This is a genomic window from Citrobacter youngae (assembly GCF_003818115.1).
Taxonomy (GTDB): domain Bacteria; phylum Pseudomonadota; class Gammaproteobacteria; order Enterobacterales; family Enterobacteriaceae; genus Citrobacter; species Citrobacter youngae.
In genome coordinates, this window is record NZ_RPOI01000025.1 from 47,926 (window position 1) to 64,417 (window position 16,492).

14 protein-coding genes are annotated in these 16,492 nt (G+C 52.8%); 5 read left to right on the forward strand and 9 right to left on the reverse strand.

Annotated elements, in window-relative coordinates:
* From rraA to priA, 7 genes are all read right to left on the reverse strand, one after another.
* A complete protein-coding gene (rraA, locus tag EHN13_RS20575) occupies positions 1-486 on the reverse strand; it encodes a ribonuclease E activity regulator RraA (protein WP_008787034.1) in 486 nt (161 codons plus the stop codon).
* Between the two features lie 92 nt (positions 487-578).
* Positions 579-1,508: a 1,4-dihydroxy-2-naphthoate polyprenyltransferase gene (menA, locus tag EHN13_RS20580; RefSeq protein ID WP_048213993.1), complete on the reverse strand. Its 930-nt coding sequence runs from the start codon at positions 1,506-1,508 to the stop codon at positions 579-581.
* A gap of 67 nt (positions 1,509-1,575) precedes the next feature.
* Positions 1,576-2,907 (reverse strand): HslU--HslV peptidase ATPase subunit, encoded by a 1,332-nt coding sequence (hslU, locus tag EHN13_RS20585; protein WP_003028803.1) that lies wholly within the window; start codon positions 2,905-2,907, stop codon positions 1,576-1,578.
* Positions 2,908-2,916: 9 nt separating this feature from the next.
* Positions 2,917-3,447: an ATP-dependent protease subunit HslV gene (gene hslV, locus EHN13_RS20590; protein WP_003028805.1), complete on the reverse strand. Its 531-nt coding sequence runs from the start codon at positions 3,445-3,447 to the stop codon at positions 2,917-2,919.
* Between the two features lie 92 nt (positions 3,448-3,539).
* A complete protein-coding gene (gene ftsN, locus EHN13_RS20595; RefSeq protein WP_101741957.1) occupies positions 3,540-4,514 on the reverse strand; it encodes a cell division protein FtsN in 975 nt (324 codons plus the stop codon).
* Between the two features lie 93 nt (positions 4,515-4,607).
* Positions 4,608-5,633, reverse strand: coding sequence for a DNA-binding transcriptional regulator CytR (gene cytR / locus EHN13_RS20605; RefSeq protein WP_003825179.1), 1,026 nt, complete (start codon positions 5,631-5,633; stop codon positions 4,608-4,610).
* A gap of 156 nt (positions 5,634-5,789) precedes the next feature.
* Positions 5,790-7,988 carry a primosomal protein N' gene (priA, locus tag EHN13_RS20610; RefSeq protein ID WP_061066974.1) on the reverse strand — a complete coding sequence of 733 codons (2,199 nt, stop codon included), beginning with the start codon at positions 7,986-7,988 and terminating at the stop codon, positions 5,790-5,792.
* Between the two features lie 204 nt (positions 7,989-8,192).
* Between priA and rpmE the strand changes: the two genes are divergently transcribed.
* From rpmE to EHN13_RS20625, 3 genes are all read left to right on the forward strand, one after another.
* A complete protein-coding gene (rpmE, locus tag EHN13_RS20615; protein WP_003028810.1) occupies positions 8,193-8,405 on the forward strand; it encodes a 50S ribosomal protein L31 in 213 nt (70 codons plus the stop codon).
* A 340-nt stretch (positions 8,406-8,745) separates the two neighbouring features.
* Positions 8,746-9,426 (forward strand): oligogalacturonate-specific porin KdgM family protein, encoded by a 681-nt coding sequence (locus EHN13_RS20620; RefSeq protein ID WP_124021990.1) that lies wholly within the window; start codon positions 8,746-8,748, stop codon positions 9,424-9,426.
* Positions 9,427-9,515: 89 nt separating this feature from the next.
* Positions 9,516-10,940 (forward strand): MFS transporter, encoded by a 1,425-nt coding sequence (locus tag EHN13_RS20625; protein ID WP_124021991.1) that lies wholly within the window; start codon positions 9,516-9,518, stop codon positions 10,938-10,940.
* A 59-nt stretch (positions 10,941-10,999) separates the two neighbouring features.
* Here the strand turns inward: EHN13_RS20625 and metJ are convergent, their stop codons facing one another.
* Positions 11,000-11,317 (reverse strand): met regulon transcriptional regulator MetJ, encoded by a 318-nt coding sequence (metJ, locus tag EHN13_RS20630; protein WP_048213988.1) that lies wholly within the window; start codon positions 11,315-11,317, stop codon positions 11,000-11,002.
* Between the two features lie 265 nt (positions 11,318-11,582).
* On the opposite strand from metJ, the gene metB reads away from it, so the two are divergent.
* On the forward strand, positions 11,583-12,743 hold the full coding sequence (gene metB / locus EHN13_RS20635; RefSeq protein ID WP_124021992.1) for a cystathionine gamma-synthase: 1,161 nt from the start codon (positions 11,583-11,585) through the stop codon (positions 12,741-12,743).
* 2 nt (positions 12,744-12,745) lie between these two features.
* Entirely contained in the window at positions 12,746-15,178 is a 2,433-nt protein-coding gene (gene metL / locus EHN13_RS20640) for a bifunctional aspartate kinase/homoserine dehydrogenase II (RefSeq protein ID WP_048213987.1), read from the forward strand.
* 26 nt (positions 15,179-15,204) lie between these two features.
* Here metL and EHN13_RS20645 read toward each other — a convergent pair whose 3' ends face one another.
* Entirely contained in the window at positions 15,205-16,377 is a 1,173-nt protein-coding gene (locus EHN13_RS20645; protein ID WP_124021993.1) for a cytoplasmic protein, read from the reverse strand.
* Positions 16,378-16,492: the final 115 nt, after the last annotated feature.

Here is a 16,492-nt window from a genome sequence, read left to right on the forward strand (position 1 = left end):
TTACTCGATATCGAGCGGGTCTTCGGAGAGGATTATCCCGGTGTTGTCGGCGTACAGGTGGTCGCCAGAGAAGAACGTTACGCCGCCAAAGTTGACGCGCACATCGCTTTCCCCGATACCTTCTCCTGAAGCACCGACCGGAATGGCGGCAATCGCCTGAATGCCGATATCCAGTTCTTCCAGATCGTCTACCTGACGGACTGAGCCGTAGATGACCAGACCTTCCCATTCATTCTGTACGGCCAGTCGAGCCAGTTCGGCATCGACCAGCGCACGACGGACAGAACCGCCGCCATCGACCAGCAGAATGCGACCACGGCCATTTTGTTCGAGCAGATCGTACAGCAACCCGTTGTCCTCGAAACATTTTACCGTGATGATTTGTCCGCCAAACGACGACCGTCCTCCAAAGTTAGAGAACAGTGGTTCCACGACGTTGACATCTTCCTGATAGATGTCACAAAGCTCGGATGTATCGTATTTCATAGGCTCAACGTTCAGTTGCTGCGAGAATTTTTAGTATATCGCGCTATGTATACTGTTGGCAAAATCATCAATTGTTAATTGATATTTGTCAGTTAAAGAGACCACTGACTTAAGAAAATTCCAACGACAAACAGCAGGTTAGTTAACAATGCCGCTTTTACGGTGCGTTCCAGCATCGGGCGCATTGCCGCAGGATCCATCTCACGCATCACGTACCGCGCCTGTTTAATCAGCAGCGGAGCGGCGAGGATAAACAGCCATCCCCACAGGCTTTGCAGCGAAAACAGGTTAAACAGCGCCAGGCAGACTAGTGTCCCCATCAGCAGGCAGGCGTGGTAGCGGCGGGCATTGACGGCGCCTAAACGCACCACCAGCGTATTCTTGCCGTTCTCTCTGTCGCTGTTGATATCGCGCAGATTGTTGACGTTGAGCACGGCTGTTGCCAGCAGGCCGCAGGCGGTAGCAGGCAGAATGAGCGCCGGAATCAACGTATGCGCCTGCAGATACCAGCTTCCCATCACGCTCAGCCAGCCGAAGAACACCAGCACGGAAATATCACCGAGGCCGATGTAGCCGTAAGGGCGATTGCCTACGGTGTAAGTGATCGCGGCGATAATCGACAGGCCGCCGAGAATCAGGAAGCCGACAAAATCCGCCAGCGTGTGACAGGCCACCGCCACCAGCGCCAGACCGGACAGGCAGATTAAGACCACGGTGACAATCAGCGCACGCTTCATCTCCTGCTGGGTAATAACGCCTTTTTGCATGCCACGCAGCGGTCCGATGCGGTCGGGCTTGTCGCTGCCTTTGACGGCATCGCCATAGTCGTTCGCGAGATTGGACAGGATTTGCAGCAGTCCTGCAGTAATCAATGCCAGCAGAGCGACCAGCGGATCAAAGAACCCTTGCCACCATGCTAATGCCGTACCGACGATGATCGCCGCGAAGGCGAGCGGTAAGGTCTTAGGTCGTAAACTTTCCAGCCAGGCTTGTGAGCGGCTAATTTGTTGTTGTTCAGTCATATTTAGCGCCAATAAAAATGGGGCTTTATCAGCCCCATCAACAGTGATGAAAATGCATTGAACGCGATTATAGGATAAAACGGCTCAGATCTTCATCTGCGACCAGCGCATCCAGATGTTTGCTCACATATTCGGCATCAATTGTGATGCTTTGACCGTTCAAATCGCTCGCATCATAGGAAATATCTTCCATCAGACGTTCAAGAACGGTATGCAGGCGACGCGCACCGATGTTTTCGGTGGTTTCGTTAACCTGCCAGGCCGCTTCGGCAATGCGTTTAATACCCGATTCGGTGAAGTTGATGTCCACACCTTCAGTCGCCATCAGCGCTTTGTACTGCACGGTGATGGAGGCATTCGGTTCGGTAAGGATACGCTCAAAATCGCTGGTGGTCAGCGCCTGAAGTTCAACACGAATCGGCAGACGACCCTGCAGTTCCGGGATCAGGTCGGACGGTTTCGCCACCTGGAATGCGCCAGAGGCGATAAACAGGATGTGATCGGTTTTCACCATACCGTGTTTGGTAGAGACGGTGCAGCCTTCAACCAGCGGCAGCAGGTCGCGCTGTACGCCTTCACGGGAAACATCCGGACCGGAGGATTCGCCGCGCTTACAGATTTTGTCGATTTCGTCGATAAACACGATCCCGTGCTGTTCAACGGCGTCGATAGCTTCCTGTTTCAGCTCTTCCGGATTGACCAGTTTGGCCGCTTCTTCTTCAATCAGCAGCTTCATTGCGTCTTTGATTTTCAGCTTACGCGGTTTTTGCTTCTGACCGCCCAGGTTCTGGAACATGGACTGCAGCTGGCTGGTCATCTCTTCCATTCCCGGAGGCGCCATAATTTCAACGCCCATCGGTGCGGCCGCGAGATCGATTTCGATCTCTTTATCATCCAGCTGGCCTTCACGCAGTTTTTTACGGAACGCCTGACGCGCTGCAGAAGGTTCCTGCGGTTGCTCTGACTGTCCCCAGTTATTTTTAGCCGGTGGGATCAGCACGTCGAGAATGCGCTCTTCCGCCATTTCTTCTGCGCGGAAGCGGTTTTTCTCGATTGCCTGAACGCGAACCATCTTAATGGCAGCATCGGTCAGATCGCGGATGATCGAGTCAACTTCTTTACCTACATAGCCGACTTCGGTGAATTTCGTTGCTTCAACTTTGATGAACGGCGCGTTGGCCAGTTTTGCCAGGCGACGGGCGATTTCGGTTTTACCGACGCCGGTCGGGCCAATCATCAGAATGTTTTTCGGTGTGACTTCATGGCGCAGTTCTTCGTTGAGCTGCATGCGGCGCCAGCGGTTACGCAGGGCAATCGCCACGGAACGCTTAGCGTTATCCTGGCCGATGATGTGTTTGTTCAGTTCGCTGACAATTTCGCGTGGGGTCATTTCAGACATGGGGGATCCTTACGCTTTGGAGTTCAATTCTTCGATGGTATGGAAGTGGTTGGTATAAATGCAGATATCCCCTGCAATATCCAACGCTTTCTCAGCAATTTCGCGTGCGCCAAGCTCGGTGTTTTCCAGCAGAGCGCGTGCTGCAGCCTGGGCGTAGGGACCGCCGGAGCCGATGGCAATCAGATCGTTTTCTGGCTGAATGACGTCACCGTTACCGGTGATGATGAGCGATGCTGTTTCATCTGCAACGGCCAGCAACGCTTCGAGTTTGCGCAGCATACGGTCGGTACGCCAGTCTTTAGCCAGCTCAACGGCGGCCTTAACCAGGTGACCCTGGTGCATTTCCAGTTTACGTTCAAACAGTTCAAACAGCGTGAATGCATCCGCAGTCCCGCCCGCAAAGCCCGCAATGACTTTGTCGTTGTACAGACGGCGGACTTTTTTCACGTTGCCTTTCATTACGGTGTTACCCAGTGTGGCCTGACCATCACCGGCGATTACCACATGGCCGTTACGGCGTACGCTTACTATTGTTGTCACGAGCAGACCCCTTGGTTACAAATGCAGAATACAGGCCCCGCACAGTTGTACGGGGCGTAATGCAAGTATAGATGGGGGAGATTTTGGGGGTTTCAACCCCCAGTGGCGAGTCGAATGCAGTTTGTGTGGCCGGCAACTTTCAGGCGGCTGATGGTATTGTCGGCATTTTCCTTGCCTTTCACCGGGCCAATCACCACGCGATTCCAGCCGTTGTTGGTGGTAATGCGGGAGTTGAAGCCTTCAAAAGCCAGCTGCGCCCGCACGGTTTCTGCTTGCTCTGCGCCTTTAAATGACCCGCACTGCACCATCCAGCGGCGTTCGTCTTTTTTCTCCGCCGTCTGTTTTGGCGGCTGCGTTTCATTCGTTATTGGCGCGGCCGGCTGCGTTTTCGGCTGCGCGGCGGTGGTGTGCGCAGGCGTCTGCAACAGATCCTGATACGGCTGCTGGGCCACTGGTTTTGGCTGCGCTTTCGGCTGTTGTACCGGTGCGGCTTGTGCCGTACGCGTTTGTGGCTGCTGGTAAGGCTGTTCCGTCGCCCGTGGGCGCGGCTGCTGAACCTGCTGCTGCGTGTTGGCCCATTGCTGTTGCTGCACCTGGCGTTGGCGCTGCAGCGTTTGCTGGCGCTGTTCAGGCGTTTGTTCGTTCCACGGTACTTCGTTGAGCTGTGTAGGCTGTTGACGCATATCAGCCTGCATTTGCGCCAGCAACTGGCGCTGCTCATTGGTCAACTGATCGGCGTTAAGCACTTCGCCACCCGCAGAGGGTTCGGTAGGCGCACGCACGCCAGGCTGACGGCTTTCCAGCTCTTTGATATAGCGCCAGCGTTCTTCCGGTTTAGGCGGGATGCCATTACCGGTGACTTTCTGGCTTTGCAGCGTCTCGGACTCTTCTTTCTTGTGATGCGTAATGAAGTACAGACCACCGATAAAGGTCACGAGTACGGCTGCAGCAATAGCGACCATCGCGGGGGATACCGCTGGCGTACTGCGTTGCTTTTTCCGTGATGTGCTCTTTTTGCGCCGCGAAGGTGCCGGTTGGCCGCGACGTACATAATCTCGTTGTGCCACTATCGTTTCGCTGTATTTATTCGTTCGTCAGCCCGCCATGTTACTTAAGCGACGGGCCTTTGACCAGACAGGGGAGTCCGAAAGCACTTTACTTTACGTCAGTGCCCGGGTAGTACCCCGAATAATTAGCTCGCAGTCCAGTAAACGTGAGCCACTGCTGACGCTCTGCCCTTGTAATTGATCGAGCAGTAACAGCATAGCTTCACGTCCGATATCGAAACGCGGTTGTGCGACGGTTGTCAGGGGTGGATCACAAAATTCCGTCAGTGAAATATTATCGAAGCCAATGATAGATAAATCATCCGGTACTTTTAAGCCCTGACGTTTGGCGTAAGAGAGTGCGCCAAGCGCCATCACATCGCTGTGACAAAAGACCGCGGTCGGAGGTTGCGGTAGCTCAAGCAGCTGTTTTAACGCGTTGGCGCCCGCTTCATAGGTGAAATCACCACGCGCGATGAAGTGTGGATCGACGGTAATTCCACTGCGGCGTAGTGCCTGAACATAGCCTTGCAGGCGGTAGTGGCACAGCGGCATATCCTCTGGCCCGGCAATACAACCAATGCGCTTATGCCCCAGTTCCAGCAGATAATTCATCGCGTTAAAGGCGGCAGTGAGGTTATCAATGTGCACGGTGGGCAGTTCCAGCTCTGGCGCGAACTCGTTGGACATGACCATCGGCGGCAAGTTGCGTTGCTCTTCCACGCTGGCATCAAACGGCAGGCGCGAGCTGAGCAGGACCATGCCATCGATCTGCTTGGTGATTATGAGATTGAGGAAGGTCTTTTCCTGCTGGTTCTGGTGCGCGCAATCGCCGATCAGCACCAGATATCCCTGTTCTGCGGCGGTCACTTCTATGCCGCGAATCACTTCGCTAAAAAAGGGATCGCAGATATCCGGCACAATCACCAGAATGGTACGTGACTCATTACGCTTAACATTGCGTCCCATTGATTGGGGTAAATATCCCACTTCCAGCGCGGCCTGCTCAACCTTGTTACGGGTTGACTGTGAGACTTTGTCCGGGTTCATTAATGCGCGGGATACGGTTGCCGTTGAGACTTTCGCCTTCAGAGCAACATCTTTCATCGTAGCGGCGGCAACCTGCTTATTCGGTTTCACTCTTTCTCCTCGCCAGAGGGCTGCTGGCACAGACTCGTCCCTGGGTAACCTTCATCTGAAACATTTTTATCAGATAGTTAATGGAAGCGGTTACAGAATTTTCATAAAAAGTGTGATGGATGTTTAATTTTACGATCCGCCTCGCATCATGAGGCATTATCCCTCGATGGGATCGACATCCAGCACCCATTTAACCTTACGTGCATCGGGTAACGTATTGATCAGCGCCAGCGTGCCGCTGACGATATGTTGCAGGCGAATTCTCGACGGGTGCTGCAACAAAATTTGCCAGCGATAGCGACCGCCGCGTTTGGGCGCCAGGGCGGGAACCGGGCCGAGCACCCACAGCTTGTCATCAGACAGCGGACTGGCCTGAATCAGATTTCGTAACTGCTGTAAGAACATTGGCGCATGCTGGTTATTATGATCTTCTGCCCGCACGATCACATGGCTGGTCCACGGTGGAAGCTGGAGCGTTTGTCGCTCGGCCAGCGCCTGTTCGGCAAATGCGTCATAACCTTTATACAGCAAGGTTTGTAGCAACGGATGTTCAGGATGGTGCGTTTGCAGCACCACTTCGCCTTGTTTCCCGGCGCGCCCAGCTCGTCCGGAAACCTGGGTATAAAGTTGGGCGAAACGTTCAGCCGAACGGAAATCGGCAGAGAATAGCGCCCCGTCAACATCCAGCAGTGCAACCAGCGTGACATCCGGAAAGTGGTGGCCTTTGGCCAGCATTTGTGTGCCGATCAGGATTCGCGCGCCGCCGCGATGCACTTCCGCCAGATGCTGCTCCAGCGAGCCTTTACGGCTGGTTGTGTCGCGATCGATGCGTGAAATCGGCACACCGGGGAAAAACGGTGCCAGAGCCTGCTCAAGCTGTTCGGTGCCAAGTCCAACCGGAACCATATGCGTCGAGCCGCAGGAAGGACACTGACGCGGTATTGGGCGCTGGCTGTCGCAGTGGTGGCAGCGTAAATGGTGCTGTGCCTGATGCAGGGTATAGTAGTGATCGCAGCGCGGACATTCGGCAATCCAGCCGCAGTCGTGGCACAGCAGCGCAGGCGCAAAACCACGGCGGTTCAAAAACAGAATTACCTGGTTATCTGCTTGCAGATGCTGACGCATACGGGCGATAAGCGCAGGGGCGAGCCCGGCCTGTACCTGCTGACCTTTGAGATCCAGCACGTGCTGAGTGGCTGGGCGTGCATTCCCGGCGCGTCGCGTCAGGCGCAGCATGCGGTATTTTTTCTGCCGCACGTTGCACAGCGTTTCCAGCGCCGGGGTGGCTGAGCCGAGAATTATAGGAATTTGTTCGCTATGGGCGCGATAAACCGCGAGGTCGCGCGCGTGATAGCGCCAGCCTTCCTGCTGTTTATAAGAGCTGTCGTGCTCTTCGTCGATGACAATCACGCCGAGGTTTTTAAACGGCGTAAACAGCGAGGAGCGCGTACCGATAACTATCGCCGCTTCGCCATTCTTTGCTTTCAGCCAGGCTGAAAGACGTTCGCTGTCGTTCAATCCGGAGTGCAGGACTTCGACCGGCGCATTAAAGCGTTCACGAAAACGGGCAATAGTTTGCGGCGTCAGGCCAATCTCCGGCACCATTACCAGCGCCTGTTTGCCCTGGGCAAGGACATTTTCCAGTACGCTTAGATAGACCTCTGTTTTGCCCGACCCTGTCACGCCCGCTAATAGCCAGGCGCTAAAGCTGTCCGACGCGCTATGAATCGCGCCAACAGCGGTGGCTTGCTCGGTATTCAGCCGCAGACGCTCACCGGAAACGGCGTAGTGCGTACGCCAGTCGCTAAAGCCTGGCGTTTCACTCGCCAGGGAGCACAGACCTTTTTTCCGCAACGCCTGTAATGCGGCGTCATTAAATTCCAGTTCAGCGACCTGGTCACGCCATATTTTTCCCTGGCGTAGCGCAGCCAGCGCCTGCTGCTGTTTGGGAGAGCGCTTCAGGCTGTTCAGATCAATAACCTGGCCTTCTTCAGTGGCAAACCAGTACCACATGGGCGCGTTAGTCGCCGGACGTCCCTGGCGCAGTAAAATTGGCAGAGCGTGAAACAGTACGTCACCGATAGGATGATGATAATAATCCGCCGCCCACAACAGCAGACGCCAGACAGAGGTCGAGTAGACCGGTTCGCTGTCCAGCACTTCGAGAACGGCTTTCAATTCGCTCCGCGGTAGTTCACTGTGCTCGCTGACGGAAAGGACGATACCCACGCGCTCTTGCTGCTTGCCAAAAGGCACGCGTACACGACACCCGGCTTTGGCGCTCATGCCTTCCGGCAGGAGGTAGTCAAAAGTACGAGGTAGCGGAACGGGTAAGGCAACGTGCGCAACGGGCATTGAATCATCCTGACTTGAAATCTGGCGGGTTAGTATACACATTAGTGGAGGGTAGAATGCGGATCAGTTTGCATGAGCAGGTTAATTTCTGTATGATTCGCCGCCTTTGATACAAATTTGTATCACTGACCTATACTATTAACATCGCGTGGTGTCTGGCGTTAGGGCTGGAAGAGCGACGCGGCCTTAAACCGAGGTTTTCCCATGAAAAAAGATATTCACCCGAAATACGAAGAAATTACTGCAAACTGCTCTTGCGGTAACGTCATTAAAATCCGCTCTACTGTCGGTCACGATCTGAACCTCGACGTGTGCAGCAAGTGCCACCCGTTCTATACTGGCAAGCAGCGTGATGTTGCTACCGGTGGCCGTGTTGATCGCTTCAACAAGCGTTTCAGCATCCCGGGCAGCAAATAAGTTCCTGCTGTCAGAAAAAAGCGCCTTATGGCGCTTTTTTTGTATCTGTACTTGATAATAAAACTTACATTGATGTATTGAATGATGTTTCACTTTTAATAAATGAAACAGTGTTTTTATTTTTTAAGATAAAATATTCGCACTAGTGATCTTCGTCATTTTTATCTTCTGTTCTTTGCCACTCATGCCAATTCCTGGCAAAATCTCAAAGGTTTATCCCCTCTTTCTAAAATACACTTTCGCGGAAATATAAAATTATTCTTACGACTCTATTGCTTTCCTGTTTATAGCCCGGAATGTGATGGTGAATTTTCTTTATTTAGTGTGAAAAGGGATTGTCATGAAATTCAAATCTACCTTGTTACTTATTCCATTATTATCTGCGGCCGCGCAGGCGGGTTATGTTGATTACCGCCATGAATATTATGATGACGGGCGAAATTACGATCGTGTTTATATGTCTCATCGTTTTGCTACAGGTTTTGGTGTAGCGGTAGAGGCCATTTCACGTTCTGAAGATACGCAATCGAACGATGCGTGGAATAATATGGAAAGTAACGGTAACGAGTATACGGCAAGTTACCAGTTTACCTGGCGGGATCTCATCTGGCAGCCAGGTATTGCGATCGAAACGGGCGATAACATCACGATTTATAAACCTTATATCCGCGTGCAGTACAACATCAACGACAGCTGGTGGACCGCGTTCCGCTATCGTCAGGAGTACATGCGCAGAAACACTGACGGCAAAGATGACCGCATGGTCTATCGTCCGGAAGTCTGGCTTGGTTATAACGTCAATAACTGGATGTTTGAGCTAAACGGCATTTATAAAATTGCCGATAGCGAAGATTTATATAACAACCGGAAAGATGATTATGAATATAACTTCCGTGTCGCTTATAAAATAGATTCCTGGGTTCCATTTATTGAAATTGGTAATGTTTCTTCGGGTTATGACACCACCACGACTGACGATCGCCAGACCCGCTATCGTGTCGGCCTCGGTTATAACTTCTGATTGTTAATACTCTGCGTATTGGTTTATTACGTTGAACACCAGGATATACGCATAGTTTGCGTGAATAATATGTCTAAGGAGTTGACATCATGTCTAATGATGGAACAGTGAGTGGAAGCAATCAAGATATTGTCGTCAGACCTTTCGGATTCAGGGATAAAATTGGTTATTTGTGTGGTGACCTGGGAACCTGTTTTATTCTTGGGTTAGTAAATAGTTTTTTAATGATTTATTACACTAACGTCCTCGGCATTTCAGGAGTTATTGTCGGCTCGCTCTATTTTGTGACTAAGCTCTTTGATGCGTTTGTCGATGTTGGTGTAGGGCGCTTATGCGATACCTCTAAATTGACGGTACATGGACGATTTAATCCGTGGGTGCGCCGTATGAAGTACCCGTTCTGCATCATTGCGGTGGTCCTGTTCCTGCCGTTTGTGAATGATTTTTCTTATACGGCGAAAATTATCTATATCTGCTGTTCCTATTTTGTTTACGGTTCACTGTTATCGACAGTCAGCATTCCATATGGCGCCATGTCTGCGGCGATTAGCTCGAACCCGGAAGATCGGGTGTCACTGTCAACCTGGCGCAGCGTGGGTTCCGCCATCGGCGGTGGAGCAACCGGCTTTTTTATCCCGATTCTGATGTACACCACCCTGGTGGACGGAAGTCAGGTGATTTCCGGGCAACATTTTTTCTGGATTGCTATTGGTTGTGCCGTACTGGGCTTTATCTTTTTAACGTTGACCTGTCAGTTAACAACAGAACGTGTGCGCGTGGAGCGAAAAGAGAGTATGCCCGTATCGGTGCTGCTGAAGGGATTGTTACGCAATAAAGCACTGATCGTTTTAGTTGTGGTGGATCTGCTGATTGTGATTAACCAGGGGTTGTCAGGTACCAACATGACTTACCTGTTTAATGACTACTTCCACAACAAAGAGGCCATGTCCGTGGCGTTGCTCTTCACCTTTGGCTCTCTGGTTTTGCTGGCACCCTCGGCATCCTGGCTGACGAAGCGGTTTGGCAAAAAAGAGGCCAGCGTCGGCGCATTGCTCTTTGCGGTGGCGATGTATCTGATTATGTACTTCATCCATATTACGGACGCGAAAGTCTATTTGGTTTTCCTGTTCCTGGCGACGTTGGGGGCCGGACTATTCAACCTGATGATTTGGGCGTTTATGACCGATGTTTGTGATTATCACCAGTATGTCACCGGCGATCGCGAGGATGGTACCGTTTATGGTGTGAACTTCTTTGCCCGCAAGGTGGGTCAGGCGTGTGCAGGGGCGATTGGTGGCTTTATGCTGGCCATTATTGGTTATCAATCTTCGTCAACGGGCGGCGCTGTGAAAACCAGCATCGTGCAGGAAAATATTTATACGATGGCGAATCTTTTACCGGCGTTATGCCTGTTTTTGGCCGCGGTCATTCTGATTTATTTCTATCCATTGAACCGTAAAGAGACGCTCAAAATGGAAGAAACATTGAATAAAATCAATGGTATTAGAAAATAACGTTGTGAGAAACGGCGGGGTTATCCCGCCTTTTCTCTTTTTTTCTAACCGTCAGCCGATCAGTACTCCCACGTCTCCGGGTCGATCCCCAGTTCACGCATGATGATCTTCGCCTCTTCCGGGATCTCATCACTGCGTTCTTTGCGCAGATCCTCGTCGTTTGGCAACGGTTGTCCGGTAAAGGCGTGCAGAAACGCTTCACACAGCAGTTCGCTGTTGGTGGCGTGGCGCAGGTTATTGACCTGACGACGCGTGCGTTCATCGGTAAGGATTTTTAACACCTTCAGAGGAATGGAAACCGTAATTTTTTTGACTTGCTCACTCTTCTTACCGTGCTCAGCGTATGGGCTGATATATTCGCCGCTCCATTCAGCCATGAGATACCTAATCCTCTTTGTCATTAATATTGAGGCCAGAACCTGAGCCCGGACCATAATTGCGCGTAGTTTATCGTAGTGGCGCGGCCCTGACACGAAGTTAGCCGACGCAAATGTACGCTAATGCATATAATTTTAACGGCTATTTCCTGTTTGCTCAATCTATACGCAAAGAAGTTTAGATGTCCAGATGTATTGACGGCTATTGTAACAATGATTACTCTGGTGTCTGACTTTTCACCGACTCAGCCAGGATCTCCTCAATATGACGCGTAAACAGGCCACCATTGCAGTGCGTAGCGGATTAAATGACGACGAGCAGTACGGTTGCGTTGTCCCGCCGATTCACCTCTCCAGTACCTATAATTTCACCGGTTTTAATGAGCCTCGTGCTCATGACTATTCACGCCGTGGCAACCCGACGCGTGATGTGGTTCAGCGTGCGCTGGCGGAGTTGGAGGGGGGCGCTGGTGCAGTGCTGACCAATACCGGCATGTCGGCGATTCATCTGGTCACCACGGTGTTTCTGAAGCCTGGCGATCTGCTGGTCGCACCGCACGACTGTTACGGTGGTAGTTACCGCCTGTTTGACAGTCTGGCAAAACGTGGCTGTTATCGTGTGCTGTTTGTCGATCAGAGTGATGATCAGGCGCTGAAAGCGGCGCTGGCAGAAAAACCGAAGCTGGTGCTGGTCGAAAGTCCAAGCAACCCGCTGCTGCGCGTGGTAGATATTGCAAAAATCTGCCAACTGGCACGTGAGGCTGGTGCGGTGAGCGTTGTCGACAACACTTTTTTAAGTCCTGCACTGCAAAATCCACTGGCATTGGGCGCCGATCTGGTGTTGCATTCATGCACGAAATATTTAAACGGTCACTCAGACGTGGTGGCTGGTGTTGTTATAGCCAAAGATCCGGAAACGGTCACTGAACTGGCATGGTGGGCGAATAATATTGGCGTGACCGGCGGCGCATTTGATAGTTATCTGCTGTTGCGCGGCCTGCGTACTCTGTCACCGCGTATGGAAGTGGCACAACGTAATGCTCAGGCTATTGTGGACTACCTGCAAACCCAGCCGCTGGTGAAGAAACTGTATCATCCGTCACTGCCGGATAATCAGGGGCATGAGATTGCCGCGCGTCAGCAAAAAGGGTTTGGCGCGATGTTGAGTTTTGAACTGGATGGCGACGAGCAAACATTGCGTCGCTTCCTGAGCGGGTTGTCATTGTTTACGCTGGCGGAATCATTAGGGGGCGTTGAAAGTTTGATCTCCCACGCCGCGACCATGACACATGCGGGTATGGCGCCAGAAGCGCGTGCTGCTGCCGGAATTTCAGAAACGTTGTTGCGTATCTCCACCGGTATTGAAGATGGCGAAGATTTAATTGCCGACCTGGAAAATGGCTTCCGGGCTGCAAACAAGGGGTAAACATGAGTGTGATTGCGCAGGCAGGGGCGAAGGGTCGTCAACTGCACAAATTTGGTGGTAGTAGTCTGGCAGACGTGAAATGTTATTTGCGTGTCGCAGGTATTATGGCGGAGTACTCGCAGCCTGACGATATGATGGTTGTTTCCGCCGCGGGCAGTACCACTAACCAGTTGATTAGCTGGCTGAAGTTAAGCCAGACCGATCGTCTTTCTGCGCATCAGGTTCAACAGGCGTTACGTCGCTATCAAAGCGAGCTTATCAGCGGTTTGTTACCTCCTGAGGTGGCGGATGGGTTGATCGGCGCGTTTATTCACGATCTGGAACGCCTGGCCGGGTTACTCGACAGCGGTGTAAACGATGCCGTTTATGCTGAAGTCGTCGGGCATGGCGAGGTGTGGTCCGCGCGTTTGATGTCCGCTGTCCTTAATCAACAGGGGCTGGAATCGGCCTGGCTGGATGCGCGTGAGTTTTTACGTGCTGAACGCGGCGCTCAGCCGCAGGTGGATGAAGGTCTTTCTTACCCATTACTGCAGCAACTGTTGGCGCAGCATCCGGGTAAGCGCCTGGTGGTGACTGGTTTTATCAGCCGTAGCAATGCGGGTGAAACGGTCCTGCTGGGGCGTAACGGCTCTGACTACTCGGCGACGCAGGTTGGCGCGCTGGCAGGGGTTTCTCGTGTCACCATCTGGAGCGATGTCGCCGGGGTTTATAGTGCGGACCCACGTAAAGTCAAAGATGCCTGTTTGCTACCGCTGCTGCGTCTTGATGAGGCCAGCGAGCTGGCGCGTCTGGCGGCTCCGGTTCTGCATGCCCGCACCTTACAGCCGGTTTCGGGTAGTGATATCGACCTCCAGCTGCGCTGTAGCTACACGCCGGATCAGGGATCAACGCGGATTGAGCGAGTCCTGGCTTCTGGTACCGGGGCGCGCATCGTGACCAGCCATGACGACGTCTGTCTGATTGAGTTTCAGGTTCCCACCGGCCAGGACTTTAAGCTGGCCTACAAAGAAGTCGACCAGATTTTAAAACGCACCCAGGTGCGTCCACTGGCGGTGGGCGTGCATCCTGACCGTCAGCTACTGCAATTTTGCTATACCTCCGAAGTCGCTGACGGCGCGCTGAAAATTCTGGATGAAGCTGGCCTGCCGGGCGAGCTGCGTCTGCGCCAGGGGCTGGCGCTGGTGGCGATGGTTGGGGCAGGCGTAACGCGTAATCCGCTGCATTGCCACCGTTTCTGGCAACAGTTAAAAGGCCAGCCAGTCGAGTTTACCTGGCAGTCGGAAGAGGGGATCAGTCTGGTTGCGGTACTGCGTACCGGCCCGACCGAAAGCCTGATTCAGGGTTTGCATCAGTCTATTTTCCGCGCAGAAAAACGTATTGGTCTGGTGCTGTTCGGCAAGGGGAATATTGGTTCACGCTGGCTGGAACTGTTTGCCCGCGAACAAACAACGCTTTCCGCGCGTACCGGGTTTGAATTCGTGCTGGCAGGCGTGGTGGATAGCCGCCGCAGCCTGCTGAACTATGAAGGGCTGGATGCCAGCCGTGCCCTGGCCTTCTTCGACGACGAAGCGGTAGAGCAGGATGAAGAGGCGCTATTCCTGTGGATGCGCGCCCACCCGTATGATGATTTAGTGGTGCTGGATGTGACGGCCAGTGAACAATTGGCCGATCAGTATCTGGACTTCGCCAGCCATGGTTTCCATGTCATTAGCGCCAATAAACTGGCGGGGGCGAGTACCAGTGATAAGTATCGCCAAATTCATGATGCTTTCGAAAAAACCGGTCGCCACTGGCTGTATAACGCCACCGTGGGCGCAGGTTTGCCGATCAACCATACTGTGCGCGATCTGATTGATAGTGGCGATACGATTCTGTCGATCAGCGGGATCTTCTCCGGCACGTTATCCTGGCTGTTTCTGCAATTTGATGGCACGGTCCCGTTCACCGATCTGGTGGATCAGGCCTGGCAGCAAGGGCTAACTGAACCGGACCCGCGCGTCGATCTTTCTGGCAAAGATGTGATGCGTAAGCTGGTGATCCTGGCGCGTGAAGCAGGTTACGATATTGAGCCGGACCAGGTTCGCGTTGAGTCACTGGTGCCTGCGCACTGCGAAGAAGGCTCCATTGACCATTTCTTTGAAAATGGCGATGAGTTGAATGAACAGATGGTGCAACGTCTGGAAGCTGCACGTGAAATGGGGCTGGTGTTGCGCTACGTGGCGCGTTTTGACGCCAATGGTAAAGCGCGTGTGGGTGTTGAAGCAGTCCGCGCTGAACACCCGCTGGCTGCGCTGTTGCCGTGCGATAACGTGTTCGCCATTGAAAGCCGCTGGTATCGTGATAACCCGCTGGTGATCCGCGGGCCGGGCGCAGGTCGTGATGTGACCGCCGGTGCTATCCAGTCCGACATCAACCGTTTGGCGCAACTGCTGTAGTTTGCGTTGCCGGATGGCGCTTACGCTTATCCGGCCTGGCGATGACACAAACCGTAGGCCCGGTAAGCGGCAGCGCCACCGGGCAAATCCAGGATGTTGTATTTCTCCGTCAGCGTCCTTATCGTCTGAAACACAGAATGGGCAGAGTAACGTGGGCTTTGCTGAAATTCCGTCTGTTGCTGCAACCAGTTGAGAAAATGATGACTTGCCGCCAGGGTTATTGACGCTCCTTTTTCAACCTGACCCTCTGTTAACAAACACACCATTTTACGCGTGTCGCCTTGTTGCCAAATTTGCCACTGGTTCTGCCACCATCCCTGATAACTTTTGCCCAGTAACTGCCAGGGCCTGGTGTGTTGATCGTCGCTGATTTCTTCATCCACAAACCAAAGCGAGGCGTGATGTTCGCGAAATTGTTCCGCCCATGCGGTAATCGCCGCGCCGCGCAGAAAACATTCGTGGGCAATAATGTGCGTTTTTACCGCAGGCCAGAGGTGGCTCAGTATGCGGAAATGCCCATGCGCGGTAATGACCGGGCGTAAAATTGCGCCGCTGGCGTTACGCTTGAGCATCGCGCTGCCGTACTGAATTTCGTCAAATTGGCTGCGGCGTAAAAACTGCGTTTCTCGCTGACTGACTCGTTCCACAATATCATCATGACTCACCACTGGCTCAGTGCTGCCGCGCCAGCGGTAACGCAATGAAGCCCCGGCAGGATGAGGTGTGAAATTGCTGGAAATATGCAGAATATTACCGCGAATAGCGTCAAAACTGAGCAACACATAGAGTTGCTGATCTGCACTGGCGCCCTGAAAAGGTACGATCAGAGAGACTGTTGCGATTTGTTCGGGCGGTTGGATGGCGACAAGCGGTTGCTGCTTTGGTGTCCAGACCTTTTTGCAACTCCGGCACTGAACGCGCTGGCTGCCCTGGGGATTTCGGCCATAGCGTATCGTTTCTCGCTGGTAACAACGTGGGCAAAAATGACCGCTTTGGGCGGCAAAATCCGTTAAATATGCTGACAACCACCTACCAAACTGTTCCTCATTAAACAGCGGGGGATAGCTGCCGCATGCCCGGCAATGCAGTGCGGCATAACCCAGCCGATACTCTGGCCAGCTGTAATCTGCTGAGCTCGCCAGTCCCAGATTTTGGCAGCCAAAGGATTTACAGCAATTGATAGTGAACGGAGATGTCATCGTATTACCAACGATTTTTAATGGTCGTTGATTTTGACCCGCGACTATCACCGGTGGATGTGAGTTTTCTCACATAAAAAACCCTTTCAGAACGTAACGTAGCGATTCTTTATAT